This is a genomic window from Shewanella sp. SR43-4, assembly GCF_014163845.1.
GTDB classification, from domain to species: domain Bacteria; phylum Pseudomonadota; class Gammaproteobacteria; order Enterobacterales; family Shewanellaceae; genus Shewanella; species Shewanella vesiculosa.
Map to the genome: position 1 here is coordinate 120,681 of NZ_JACJEB010000001.1, position 13,201 is coordinate 133,881.

Annotated in this window: 11 protein-coding genes; 4 read left to right on the forward strand and 7 right to left on the reverse strand. The window is 42.1% G+C overall.

Going from position 1 to position 13,201, the window contains the following annotated elements; genetic code table 11:
* Nucleotides 1-159: 159 nt before the first annotated feature.
* The gene (locus tag H5123_RS00545) at nt 160-903 is read right to left on the reverse strand and encodes a tetratricopeptide repeat protein (protein WP_124018347.1); all 744 of its coding nucleotides are present in this window, start codon (nt 901-903) and stop codon (nt 160-162) included.
* Nucleotides 904-1,239: 336 nt separating this feature from the next.
* Between H5123_RS00545 and crp the strand changes: the two genes are divergently transcribed.
* The 4 genes from crp (at nt 1,240) to H5123_RS00565 (ending at nt 4,343) form a co-directional block, all read left to right on the forward strand.
* Nucleotides 1,240-1,875: a cAMP-activated global transcriptional regulator CRP gene (crp, locus tag H5123_RS00550; RefSeq protein ID WP_124018329.1), complete on the forward strand. Its 636-nt coding sequence runs from the start codon at nt 1,240-1,242 to the stop codon at nt 1,873-1,875.
* Nucleotides 1,876-2,006: 131 nt separating this feature from the next.
* Nucleotides 2,007-2,357, forward strand: a complete 351-nt coding sequence (locus tag H5123_RS00555; RefSeq protein WP_124018328.1) for a PepSY domain-containing protein — start codon at nt 2,007-2,009, stop codon at nt 2,355-2,357.
* A complete protein-coding gene (locus H5123_RS00560; protein ID WP_124018327.1) occupies nt 2,338-3,012 on the forward strand; it encodes a response regulator transcription factor in 675 nt (224 codons plus the stop codon). The genes H5123_RS00555 and H5123_RS00560 overlap by 20 nt, the downstream gene beginning before the upstream one ends.
* Nucleotides 3,009-4,343: a sensor histidine kinase gene (locus H5123_RS00565; RefSeq protein ID WP_182696697.1), complete on the forward strand. Its 1,335-nt coding sequence runs from the start codon at nt 3,009-3,011 to the stop codon at nt 4,341-4,343. Before H5123_RS00560 ends, H5123_RS00565 begins: the two co-directional genes overlap by 4 nt.
* A gap of 98 nt (nt 4,344-4,441) precedes the next feature.
* Here the strand turns inward: H5123_RS00565 and H5123_RS00570 are convergent, their stop codons facing one another.
* The 6 genes from H5123_RS00570 to H5123_RS00595 form a co-directional block, all read right to left on the reverse strand.
* A complete protein-coding gene (locus H5123_RS00570) occupies nt 4,442-5,242 on the reverse strand; it encodes a DUF1338 domain-containing protein (protein ID WP_182696698.1) in 801 nt (266 codons plus the stop codon).
* Nucleotides 5,243-5,310: 68 nt separating this feature from the next.
* A complete protein-coding gene (gene astD / locus H5123_RS00575; protein WP_124018324.1) occupies nt 5,311-6,771 on the reverse strand; it encodes a succinylglutamate-semialdehyde dehydrogenase in 1,461 nt (486 codons plus the stop codon).
* A gap of 9 nt (nt 6,772-6,780) precedes the next feature.
* Nucleotides 6,781-7,800: an arginine N-succinyltransferase gene (gene astA / locus H5123_RS00580; protein WP_182696699.1), complete on the reverse strand. Its 1,020-nt coding sequence runs from the start codon at nt 7,798-7,800 to the stop codon at nt 6,781-6,783.
* 115 nt (nt 7,801-7,915) lie between these two features.
* Nucleotides 7,916-9,133 carry an aspartate aminotransferase family protein gene (locus H5123_RS00585; protein ID WP_124018322.1) on the reverse strand — a complete coding sequence of 406 codons (1,218 nt, stop codon included), beginning with the start codon at nt 9,131-9,133 and terminating at the stop codon, nt 7,916-7,918.
* Nucleotides 9,134-9,466: 333 nt separating this feature from the next.
* Nucleotides 9,467-10,609, reverse strand: coding sequence for an HDOD domain-containing protein (locus H5123_RS00590; RefSeq protein WP_182696700.1), 1,143 nt, complete (start codon nt 10,607-10,609; stop codon nt 9,467-9,469).
* 102 nt (nt 10,610-10,711) lie between these two features.
* A complete protein-coding gene (locus tag H5123_RS00595) occupies nt 10,712-13,201 on the reverse strand; it encodes a prolyl oligopeptidase family serine peptidase (RefSeq protein WP_182696701.1) in 2,490 nt (829 codons plus the stop codon).

The window sequence follows — 13,201 nt, forward strand, 5'->3', positions numbered from 1 at the left end:
AAGAACGGCAGTTGATGTGCTTGAAGAGCTAATTCCCCCTTTTTGATCTGTTAGTGCATTAAGCACATCAACGAAACCCAATAAAGCCGATAATCAAGCGCGAGATAAGCCCTTACCTATCCCGCGACAACAAGATAACCACTGGGTTTGGCTGGTGCGTTACATCAGTGGGATAACTTCTCGATAAGCCTGCTTATTTTTATACTGCTCCAAACGTAAAATAAACTCATCGCTGCGCACAATCTCAGGGTTATCTTTTAGTGCATCAATCGCTTTTTTCTGCGTATCTATCGCTGCAGTAAAATCGCCCAGTTCTGCATAGCCGGCCGCAAGGTTATCTAATACTGTGGGATCGTTTTTATTATTCTCAAGTAACTTTAGCGACATTGATACCGCACGTGAACCATCTCGATATTCTGCTTCTGGACACGTGGCTAATATCCACGCAACATTCCCCATTGAAACCGCATCACCTGCTGCCAAAAACTGCTCCATGGCTTTGCCACAATTTCGTGCCACGCCATCACCACCAGCAGAATAAATAAACCCTAAACGAAAATGAGCCCACTTATCACCTTGCTCAATCATTTTTAGGTACCATTTTTCTGCAAGCGCTAAATCACGCGGAAATAATTTATGCCCCTCAAAAGCTAAATCAGCTAAGGTTTGCTGCGCCTTGATGTGTTGCTGCTGTGCCGCAAGGTTAATCCAGTACAAACCTTGCTCTGTGTCTTGAATAACAAATCGCCCCGAGAGATACATTAAACCCAATAAAAATTGCGCATCTGCATTGCCCTGCTTAGCTTTAATTTGAATATTGACTAATTTAGTAGCGGCCTGAGACTGAATAGAAGGCGGGATAACAAATGCGTTCACGGGCAAACTTAGCCCACTCAATAACATAACACTGACAATAACCCCGATTTGACTCAGTTTTTTCACGCATACCTCGACAACTATTTATGATGCTGATTAGATAACACTAGCTAACTCATGGATCCAATACAATAGACACATGTATTTTGCAATAATTCAATAGTCGTGATGATTAAGACAAATTGGCCAAAAAAGTCGACCGCCATCACAAACAAAATAAATTTAATCTAAAATTTAACAAGTTAATATACACTACACACACTTCTAAATACGATCTCTATCAAAGTTTTCGCCGCACCAATAGCGTAGAATGCTTAATTAGACATTACTTACTTTCATTTTTAATCAATCGAGGAATATCGTATGGCTCTGATTGGTAAGCCAAAACCTGACCCAACATTAGAATGGTTTCTTTCACATTGTCACATTCATAAGTATCCAGCAAAGAGCACCTTAATCCATGCTGGTGAAGAATCTGATACTTTATATTACATAGTCAAAGGTTCTGTCGCAGTATTGATCAAAGATGAAGAAGGTAAAGAAATGATCCTGTCTTATCTTAATCAAGGCGACTTTATCGGTGAACTTGGATTGTTTGAAGAGCAATCTGAACGTACAGCATGGGTTCGTGCTAAGCAAGCATGTGAAATTGCGGAAATTTCTTATAAGAAATTTAAGCAACTTATCCAGGTTAATCCTGAAATCCTCATGAAACTTTCGGCGCAAATGGCCTATCGTTTACAAAGTACTAGCCAAAAAGTGGGCGACTTAGCATTCCTTGACGTCGCCGGCCGTATTGCACAAACACTATTACATCTTGCTAAGCAGCCTGATGCAATGACACATCCTGATGGCATGCAAATTAAAATTACCCGTCAAGAGATTGGTCAAATTGTAGGTTGTTCACGTGAAACGGTAGGCCGTATTTTAAAAATGCTTGAAGAACAAAGTTTGATTCAAGCACACGGTAAAACTATCGTCGTTTACGGCACACGCTAAACAACTAAGGTTTTATAGGGCTAAAACGCAATGTTTAAGCCTTAATCATATAAGCTTCAGCTTGATTTAAGCCAATATACTTAAAGTGGTGTTCATACTCTGAACGCCACTTTTTTTATTTTGGAGCGACCATGAATAGCTTGTTCTCCATAGCAATAAGCAGCTTAATGGCCATCACGATTAACCAGCAAGATATTCCCACAAAAGAACTCGCTCTGGATCATGATAACGTCCAAAAATTAGTATCTTCTGGTAATATAAGGTCATTAGATGATTACTTAGCTTGGATATCACAGTATTGTGATGGCCACTTAATCGATGCGCAACTATACCAATATCAGGATAAGTGGCGCTATGACCTGCAATTTAGGCTAAAACAAGGGCATGTTGTTAATCTGCAATTAGATGCAGCCAATGGCATGCAAGATCCATTGACTCAATTACCGAGCGAATGTACTAAACATGAAACTGTTACTCGTTGAAGATAACCCATTACTGGTTGCTGAACTTGAAAAACAACTCAAGCAAGCAGGTTATATTACGGACGTCACAGATAAGGCCATTGAAGCCGATTATTTGATGAAAGAAACAGATTATGACTGTGTCATTCTCGATATTGGCTTACCCGATGGCAATGGCTTGTCATTGGTGACTCAATGGCGTGAACGTGGCATCAGTACCCCAGTCATTATGCTAACGGCCCGCAGTCAGTGGCACGAAAAAGTGGAAGGTTTTAATGCTGGAGCTGATGATTACTTAGGTAAACCTTTTCACACTCAAGAGCTACTCGCAAGAATTCAGGCACTTATCCATCGAGCTCATGGACGGGTGAATTCATCATCAAAACAACTCTGCTACGCTGGGGTTAATCTCGACGAAAATGAGCAGAAAGTGACGGTGGGCGGACAAGAGTATGAGCTAACATCAATGGAATTTAGGTTACTGAAAATCTTCTTAATGTCGCCAAGAAAACTACTATCTAAACAGCAGCTTACAGACAAGCTTTACCAGTTTGATGATGAGAAAGAAAGTAACGTCGTTGAAGTATACGTGACTCATTTACGTAAAAAACTGGGTAAAACGGCTATCGAAACCCGTCGCGGTCAAGGTTATATCTTTCATGGCATCATTGAATGATGTCAATTCGCTTTAAATTAAGCTTATGGCTGAGTGGATTGATCATCATTGCCACTCTCATCGGCTTATTTTTGTTTGAATCTATGCTGCGAGATGCGTTTCATGACTCCATCATTAACCGTTTAGAAGAAGATTTAGAACATATTATCATTGCCACTCGGCTCGATGATGGCGAACTGGTTATCGACCAAAGCCAATTATCCAGTTTTTATCGCCCAGCTTATTCAGGCCGCTATTTCCAATTAAATTTACCTGACCGTACTATTCGTTCTCGATCCTTATGGGATGCAGAGCTGCAGATCGAACCCTTACAAGCGCAGCAAAAACGCGTATGGCAAGCTAAGGGGCCAAAAAATAATGATATGCAGCTGCTCTCTATTGGTATTGGCGCGCCTAACAGTCCCAACACGGCAACACTGACAGTAGCCCAAGATCTTAGTATTGGTCGCCGCGTTTTCAGTGAAGTCTTTGGCGCTAAACTGGCAATCAATATTGGCATGTTATTGGCGATGATCGCCGGTATCTTCATTATTTTACGCCAATCGTTTAAACCAGTGAATCAAATCCAAGGCGCACTGGCTAAATTGCGCGAAGGTGAGATAGCTTCGTTAACCATGTCGCAAATACCGGCGGAGATCCGTCCGCTAGCAGAAACCTATAATGAGCTATTAGACTACACCGCCAAACAAATTGAACGCAGTCGAAATAACCTAGGCAATTTAAGCCATGGCTTAAAAACACCATTAGCAGTGATGCAGCAACAAGTTGAAGCCCTCGGGCTCACCCACCCTGACGCCGCAATAGCAATGCAGCAGCAATTAGATTTAGTGCATAAAATGATTGAGCGTAAACTGGCTGCGGCGCGAATAACGGGTGACATGCTACCCGCTGCACAACTGGCTGTTCCAAAAGATTTCGATAGCTTAATTCAAACCTTACATAAGGTGCATCATCAGCGCGTCATTGAATGCCGAGTGATTAACGCACAACATATTAGTCGCATCCCCATTCATCGTGAAGATGGCATGGAGTTGTTTGGCAACCTGCTCGATAACGCCTTTAAATGGGCAAATTCACAGGTGAACATCAGCATAGTTGATTTGCCATCAGGAGAGATATTAATCCAAATAGAAGACGATGGCTGTGGTGTCATGCAAGAGCAAATTGCATTGTTAACCGCTCGTGGAACCCGCCTCGATGAAGCAACTACGGGTCACGGACTGGGCTTGTCGATTGTGAAAGAGATCTGTGAGCAATATGGGTTTATATTAAAATTTAATCGTAGTGAGACATTACAAGGGCTTAATGTCAGCATTTTGATCAATCCATAAGCTTCCATGCTGTCCTTTTACTGAACCAAGCCTTTGCGACGGCCAACAAAAAGACCTAATTGATAACTCAATTAGGTCTTTTTTAGTTGTACACAACATTACATCATTGAATTGGTACTTTCAAAAATCTTGTCTGCAGATGCTGCAACAAAACCAGTATAAAGCTGACCATTATCCATTGGGTAACGACGGGCGAATTCATAGAAACAACTTGGAATTTCTACATCGCCATCAGTGAAGTTAACCACGACTTTATCGGCCATGGTAGAAGACTGTTCTAGCAGTACTTCTGGCGAACCTTTAATCTCACCACCTGAACTATTTAATACAAAACCGGCCTGTTTTAAGGCTTGGTTTACATCTTCAATACGCTCAAACTCTGGCAGGTCATTAATTGATACTGTGAAGTGATTAGCGCGGTAACCTAACGCAGCGACCCAAGCGGCATATTCACTTTCAGCAAGTAAGGCTTGGTAAGTGGCTTTGTCTAGATCCCAATGACGACCTGAATAAATGAAATTATCGGCAGTCGTTGCTGTAACATCCACTTGGTCGATTAAACCGTGGATAGTTTTTTGCAGTTCAGGGCTAAACTCCTCGACTAACAGCTCAGAGATAAACACCTTTGGCTGTGTTGGATCAGGATGTTCAAAATGCTTGGCTATCAGTTTTTTCTGTACAAACTGATAATCGCCACAGTCGACATAACCGATAGAGGTGAAATGCTCAGCCAATACGCTTAAATTCACTTTGGCGATATTAAACGTACGCAACGCGATATGGTCATTGATGATAGGAGCACCATGACCTAATAGTTGATGAATTTTCGCCGCTGAAGGCGTCATCTTAATGTAGTCTTGCCATAGGGCAGCAAATAAAGCATTAACGTCAGTATGCATGGTTAAATCCTTCTAAAATAAGGCTGGCGAACACGTCACCAGCACGGATCATGCGATGAATTTATCAGTTAAATTGATAAACCAGGGCTTAAAGTTGCAGGTAAGCTTACTGAATCAGCTTCCATTGAAGCGACAGGGTAAGCGCAATAATCAGCAGCATAAAATGCACTTGCACGATGGTTACCCGATGCGCCAACGCCACCAAATGGTGCCGCACCTGATGCACCTGTGATTTGCTTATTCCAATTAACAATACCAGCACGAATGCGCGCGAGGAAGTAATCGTAATCTTCACGGCTGTCAGCGAGTAAACCGGCAGATAAACCATAACGAGTCGCATTCGCTAAATGGATAGCTTGGTCAAAATCACGGTAACGAACTAACTGTAATAATGGACCAAAATATTCTTCATCTGGTAACGCTGCCACTTGAGTAACGTCAATTAAACCTGGAGTCACTAAACCCGTTCCAGCTTCAACTTGCACTAACTCAACTAACGGAACGCCACCTAATGACTTGAGTGTTGCTTGTGCAGCAACCATACCAAGCGCTGCAGTTTCAGAAATCATTGAGCCCATAAAAGGTTGTGGTTGAGCGTTCCAAGCACCGACTTTGATTTGCTTAACAGCCTTGACTAGCTCGGCAATTAACGCATCGCCTTGCTCGCCCTCTTCAATGTATAAACGACGGGCACAAGTACAACGCTGACCAGAGGAAATATATGCAGACTGAATAATGTCATGGACAGCCGCTTTAGTATCAGTAACGCCTTTAACGATAAGCGGGTTATTACCACCCATTTCAAGGGCTAAAATTTTACCCGGAAGGCCGGCATATTGTTCATGTAAAATATGCCCAGTGCGAGAACTACCGGTAAAGAATAGTCCATCAATTTGCGGGTGTGATGCTAACGCTTTACCTGTGTCAACTTCGCCTTGCACTAGGTTAATCACACCTTGTGGCAAGCCGGCTTTGTCCCAGCACTTTAGCATTAACTCTGCCACTTTAGGCGTTAGTTCTGAAGGCTTAAACACCACTGTGTTACCGGCTAATAATGCAGGCACTATATGACCGTTAGGTAAATGTCCCGGAAAGTTATATGGACCAAATACAGCCACAACACCATGAGGCTTGTGACGTAATACCGCACGACCTGCTGGCAGATCATTGGTTTCAGTACCAGTACGTTTGTCGTGAGCTTTTGCTGACAAAGCGATTTTGCCAATCATGGCACCAACTTCAGTGGCGGTTTCCCATTGTGGCTTACCGGTTTCTTGAGCGATGGTTTCAGCTATCTCGGCTTTATTATTTTCTAGTTGTGCGCGATAAGCTTCAACAATGGCTAAACGGGCGTCATAACCCAGCATAAACCAATCAAATTGCGCCGCACGAGCGGCATCTACAGCTGCGTTCACTTGAGTAGCGGTTGCAGTGTTACCTTGCCAAATGACGTCACCGTTGGCTGGGTTTTTTGAGTTAATTTCATGACCTTCGCCAGCTAACCACTGACCTTGAATATATTGTGTCATTTCTTGCTCCTACATTGCTAAAACACGAATTTGCTCGCCTTCGCTGACCATAAGACCGGCAGCAATTTCAGTACTAAGCACCACATTATCGTGTTCATCAGAGACCAACAGTTTTGCCGCCGATGCGCGATAATCAGCTAGCAAGGTGTTGGAAATAATAAAATGGTGATCGGCATGTGGCATTTTACCAATGCTCACAGTAAGTAAACGGCTCTTTTTTACCGAGCGAATATCTCCGATTGAACATTCAACCGTTGGACCACCATCAAAAATATCGACATAATTTCGGAATTTAAATCCTTCCGCTTGCAGTAACCGCAGTGCTGGCTTAGTGTTTTTATGCACTTCACCAATCACTTTTTGGGCTTTTTTAGGCAGCATACAAACGTAAACAGGGTTACGTGGCATCATTTCAGCCATAAACGCTTTTTTACCTAAGCCTGATAAATAATCAGCCTCAACAAAGTCGATACCTAAAAAATGATGCTGCAGCCATTCGTAAAATGGTGATTCACCATGATCGTCACTGACCCCTCGCATTTCTGCGATAACAGTTTCACCAAAACGATGTTGATGCTGCGCTAAAAATAAAAAACGCGAACGCGACAACATGCGCCCGTTATTACCTTTGCGATAACCGTCTTTTAAAAACAAGGTGCACAGCTCAGCCGCTCCCGTATAGTCATGGCATAGAGTCAGGGTTTCAACTTCATTACGAACTGAGATTTGTTGAGAGTGATACACCTCAGTACCTAAACGGTAATGATAAAAAGCATCTTCCATGCCGACAGCAGCTTCAATACCACAAGTGCCGACAACTTCACCGGTTTTCATGTCTTCAAGCACCATTAAATAACCTTCGTCAAAAGGTTTATCAACATGCTTGGTAAAAGATGCTTCTGCCCTAGCAATCTTTGAACGCAGTAACTCTTCGTTAACTGGTAAAGATGTAAAACCGTGGCCTGACTCGACTGCAATACCATAAAGTGCATCGTAATCACTTGCACGGATAGGACGTATGATTAACATCTTAATCTCCTCATTGCGCCACAAATAAACTGCGCTGAAATACTTTTCGGCGCAATTTCACTTTGTTGGCGTACCCAAACAAAAAAGTGCAAGCTAGGCTCACACTTTTTGTTCATTAACCTGCAACCACTTTTGCTACCGCGCGATCAAAACGCAATAGACCTTCAGCGATATCAGCTTCAGGGATAACCAATGAAGGAGCAAAACGCACTACGTTTGCACCCGCCATCAAACTCATTAGACCTTCAGCAACAGATGCCACTAAAAAGTCACGACTACGGCCTTCATATTGCTCGTTTAATACAGCACCAAGTAATAATCCCTTGCCACGGATTTCACTGAATACGTTGTATTTAGCATTAATTGCCGCTAAACCATCACGGAATAACTGTTCACGATGTTTAACGCCATCAAGTACTTCTTTGGTATTAACCACGTCCATTACCGCATTACCAACTGCACAAGCAAGTGGGTTACCGCCATAAGTAGAACCATGAGTACCAATTTTTAAGTGAGCAGCAATTTTTGCAGTGGTTAGCATTGCAGCAATCGGGAAGCCACCGCCTAACGCTTTAGCGCTAGTTAAAATATCAGGCACTATGTCAGTACCCATGTAAGCAAATAACTCACCAGTACGGCCTACGCCTGTTTGTACTTCATCAAAAATAACCAATGCGTCATGCTTATCGGCTAAGCGACGTACTGCTTTTAAGAACTCAGGGTCACCATTGATAATACCGCCTTCACCTTGAAGAGGTTCAAGCATGATGGCACAGGTTTTGTCTGAAATAACCGCTTCAAGTGCAGCGATATCATTAAAAGGTACATGGGTAATACTTTGAGGCTTAGGGCCGAAACCATCTGAATATGCTGCTTGACCACCAACCGTAACAGTAAAGAATGTCCGGCCGTGGAATGCTTTATCAAAGGCGATGATTTGATCTTTGTCTGCACCATGGTTGTCTAGAGCATAACGGCGCGCTAATTTAAGTGCTGCTTCGTTCGCTTCTGCACCTGAGTTGGCAAAATAAATACGCTCAGCAAATGTGGCATTGACTAACTTTGTGGCTAATTCAAGTGCAGGCTCGTTAGTCATCACGTTAGATAAGTGCCATATTTTTTCACTCTGCTCTTTTAATGCAGACACTAATGCTGGGTGACAATGACCTAAACAATTTACTGCAATACCACCAGCGAAATCGATGAATTCCTTACCTTCTTGATCCCACACTCGGCTACCGGCTCCACGAACAGGTATAACGGCCGCAGGCGCATAATTAGGCACCATAACTTCATCGAATTGGGCACGGGTTAGGTTCATTTCTACACTCATTGCATTTTATCCTTCAGGTTGTAAACGGTTTTAAAGCCGCTGTTTCCGCTGTTTGCTTTATATTCTGTAAGTGCATTAGCGGAAGTTTGTATTATTTATGCGACATTATTAGCGAAAATGTGATCAAAATACCAGTTCAGTACAATTAACTTCTGCAGGCCAGATCAGCATTATGCATAAAGAATTAAAAATATGAATAAACAAAGCGTTTATTGGAGGTTATGAAGCATAACTAGTCATAAAAAAAGTTATTTGGCTCCATTTTGTGTAGCTATTCATCAAAAGTGAATAATTACACAGATTTAACATTTGCTCGAAACACAAAAAACAGCGTTAAAGTAAATTGAGTTTACGGAAATTTTTCCCTTTAAGACGAATTAATTCTTGAGCTGAAAATTGATAGTAATCGAACATAATTCTTTTTTCTTGTGGGTCGATTTGTTGCTGCTCTTCTAGCAAAAGCACTTTGGCGTAACAACTCGCTTTAGCCACAATTGCAGCGTCGACGGATAACTCGGTAAAGTGGTAATCGTGATCGAGTTCTTTTAGCACTTGAGTCATCGCTGAGTCATCAAATTGCAGTAAACTGAGTAGTTGCCAATTTAAGCTATGACTATGCTGCAACACTTGTTCTAAAACGGCCTCAGCAGGAAAATCTGTTGCCATAATAGCATCATAAACTTGTTTCTCTCGACTAAGGCTGGCTTCTCGTAGCCATGTCCCCCAAGTTTTATCAAATATATGCCCGCTTTGACTGAGAATGATCGAAGTAGCAAATTGATACATTAAGGCACAACAATAAGCCAAGCTGGGCTCTTTATTATGTAACTCAGCTAAGGTTTGCGCGGCAATGGCGCTCACCATGCTATATCGCCAAAGCTTGCGGGTTATCCACAATAAATTGGCATTACCTGTAGGTAGCCAATGGCGTAAACAAAAATAAGGGATCAATAAACGTAAATTTTCAATACCAATGTAATTGAGTACCAGCTTGATATCGGTCACTTGGACATCGGAGTTTTTGGGGCGGCGGTGGCCAGATGCAGGGCTGTTAATTAAATTAATTAAATCACGCGATAACCAACTAATACTTTCAATAATTGGTCGTAGTCGATTGATATTAAGATCTGGATCTAATAATAAATCAAGCAATAAAATTTGGCCTTCACCAATTGCTGATGCTTCTAATATCATTTGTGGATTAGCTAACTGATGCTCTATTGCATTATTAACCGTATGGGTTAGCAGTGCAGACACCTCAAGATATACTTGTTTCTCTTTTGCTTGCTTATCAATGCGCAGCTTTAATGCTTGACGCTCAATATCAAGCTTATTGGCGTTTTCTTCTAAGTCTTCGCTGATCTCATCTGGCATAGCATTAACTTTATGCTTGCCCACAATAAGCTGCTTATAGAGTCGGCGCTCAATTTCGATGACTTTTCCGGGCCTAACCCCACCTGCTATTGATATTGCCACTCACATTGCCTTTTATTGTGTTAGTCGCTTAATAATAAAAATTAAGGCTTCTCAAAGGAAGCCTTAATAAATATTTATTTGTCTTTTTGAACTTAGCGCTGACTATTTCAGCTCTTGTTCAAACAACTTATAAATACGACGATACTGATCTAACCAACTAGAAGGTTGCTTAAATCCATGTGGCTCAACAGGATAGATTGCTGTTTCAAACATCGGTTTTTCTAATTCAATTAGACGTTGCACCATGCGCACACTGTCTTGGAAAAATACGTTATCATCTAAGACACCACTCATGATCAGTAATGGTTTTTGTAAACCTTGAGCATGTTCTATCGGCGAACTACGCTCATAAGCGATAGGGTCAACGTCAGGCGTATTTAAAATATTAGAGGTATATGGCGCATTATAATGAGCCCAATCGGCTACAGGACGTAATGCGGCCCCTGCTTGGAATAAATCAGGTTCATTAAATAACGCCATAAAAGTAAGGAAGCCGCCGTATGAACCACCATAGGTACCTACACGTTGAGGATCCACATTAGCATTGCTTGCCATCCAAGCCACACCATCTTTTAGATCTTCCACTTCTGGATGGCCCATATTACGATAAACCGACGTACGCCAATCACGTCCATAACCTTTTGAACCGCGATAATCCATATCCATTACCACGTAACCTTGTTGGGTTAACAAGTTATTGAACATAAATTCACGGAAGTAACCCGAGAATCCATAATGAGCATTCTGTAAATAACCCGCGCCATGATTAAACATCACTGCCGGATATTTATCAGCCTGTTTAGGATCATAACCTTGCGGCAAATAAACCCGCGCATAAATGGGCTCTGCACCATGGGTTGAAGGTAACGCAACAACTTGCGGTACTTGCCATGGATATTGTTTAAATGCAGTGCTGGTATAGTCGGTTAATTGGCTAATCTCGCCACCAATAGGCTGAATATAGAGTTCATCGGGGTGAATAGCAGATGAAGCTGTTAATAACAGTGATTGGCCATCAGGGCTTAAGCTGTAATCCAATGTCCCTAACCACTGAGTCAGTTGTTCTGATTTTCCGCTGGCAATTTCTACACGGTAAACATTATAACTGCCCGGATGGTCCTTATTTGCACGGTAATAAAAGTATTTTGCATCTGGAGATAAGGTCACATTATCAACCACAAATTTACCCTTAGTTAATGCCGATACTTTACCTGCTGCTGTTTTGGTATATAACTGAGAGAATCCAGACTCTTCAGATAAGTAGTACATGGTATCTGTACCGGTTATCCAACCGAATTGATTAAAATTATAGTTAACCCAAGCATCATCATGTAACCGATGCTCAGTGGAGAGTTTGCCTTTTTGAAGATCGACGCTCGCGATCCAGCGATCTTTATTATCAACCGCTTCAAGCATCACTAATAATTTATCGCCAGAATCATTCCACTGAATAGCGCTTTGACTCCACTCCCAATCTTGCATTAACTGCATTAAACGCGGCGCTTTGTGGCCTTCGTAGGTTTTACCTTGGGCTTTTGCATTTTCAGCTTTAACGCTAGCAAGTACATCCTCATCAAAACCGGCTAGGCCTTCAATGGTAATATCTTTTTTACTGTGTTCAGTAAGGTCGAGTAATACTAAACGCTGACCAGGGAAAACATCTTCTGCCACACGAGCACGAGCAGGCACGGGATCAACATAACCTTCTTGCCCTAAATAATTGGGCATAATGTCGTGTTCTGCACGCCAACTATAATTTTTATCCGTTAACGCCAATAGAACGTAACGTCCATCTGGCGATAAACTCATTTCTGACACAACTTCCGCATCACCTAAATACCAAGGTTTTGCTGAAAAAGTCGGATCAGCTTTAGCCAATGATTCGCTATATTCATCACGCGTCAAACTGTTATCGTGTTGCATGGCAACATATTGGATTAATCTTTGCTGCTGTTTGGCCATAAAAGTACTGGGGGCTGGCGTTTCTTTAGGCTCATTTTCCATTAGGATTGCAGCCATTTGCTCCACAAGTCCACTAGATTGGTGTAAACGAAAAATATTATTACCTTGCCAAAATGCAAGATCACCGCCGCTCAAAAAACGAACGCCGCTAATCGGATCATTTTGGCGAGTCATTTGAGTAATATCGCCATTTGATAAATCTTTTACAAATACGTTACCTTGATAAATGTAAGCTTTTTGAGTTTTAGCTTGATTCAACACACCATTACGCTGATCCGCAAGGTGTAACTGATCCAATGCCAGTTTATTCGCTTCAGACTGGCCGATGGCTTGTTGATAAAAATCACGAATAGGCGACTGGTGTGCTTGGCGACTAAAATACACCGATTGGCTGTCATCACTCCAATAGGCTCCTTGGGCAAATATTCCCATCCAATCCGGATTAGCCATGATTTGATTAAGCGTTAATAACTGATCGGCTTTTGGAGGTTGGGCTAATGGCACCATCAATGATGTAGCGGTAGGCTTTGCGATAACCATCGTATCGTCATTTTTTGCTGTCGCAGCACAGCCACTGATCATCGCCAAAGAAATTGCGCTCACCGCAAAGTTTCGCATAAAGCTTGTCAT

Excerpts from the sequence above, each read along its gene's own strand:
- H5123_RS00595 (WP_182696701.1), bottom strand. The coding sequence starts at position 13,201 with ATGACAAGCTTTATGCGAAACTTTGCGGTGAGCGCAATTTCTTTGGCG.
- astA (WP_182696699.1), bottom strand. The coding sequence starts at position 7,800 with ATGTTAATCATACGTCCTATCCGTGCAAGTGATTACGATGCACTTTAT.
- astD (WP_124018324.1), bottom strand. The coding sequence starts at position 6,771 with ATGACACAATATATTCAAGGTCAGTGGTTAGCTGGCGAAGGTCATGAA.
- H5123_RS00560 (WP_124018327.1), top strand. The coding sequence starts at position 2,338 with ATGAAACTGTTACTCGTTGAAGATAACCCATTACTGGTTGCTGAACTT.
- H5123_RS00545 (WP_124018347.1), bottom strand. The coding sequence starts at position 903 with ATGTTATTGAGTGGGCTAAGTTTGCCCGTGAACGCATTTGTTATCCCG.
- crp (WP_124018329.1), top strand. The coding sequence starts at position 1,240 with ATGGCTCTGATTGGTAAGCCAAAACCTGACCCAACATTAGAATGGTTT.
- H5123_RS00570 (WP_182696698.1), bottom strand. The coding sequence starts at position 5,242 with ATGCATACTGACGTTAATGCTTTATTTGCTGCCCTATGGCAAGACTAC.
- H5123_RS00565 (WP_182696697.1), top strand. The coding sequence starts at position 3,009 with ATGATGTCAATTCGCTTTAAATTAAGCTTATGGCTGAGTGGATTGATC.
- H5123_RS00555 (WP_124018328.1), top strand. The coding sequence starts at position 2,007 with ATGAATAGCTTGTTCTCCATAGCAATAAGCAGCTTAATGGCCATCACG.
- H5123_RS00585 (WP_124018322.1), bottom strand. The coding sequence starts at position 9,133 with ATGAGTGTAGAAATGAACCTAACCCGTGCCCAATTCGATGAAGTTATG.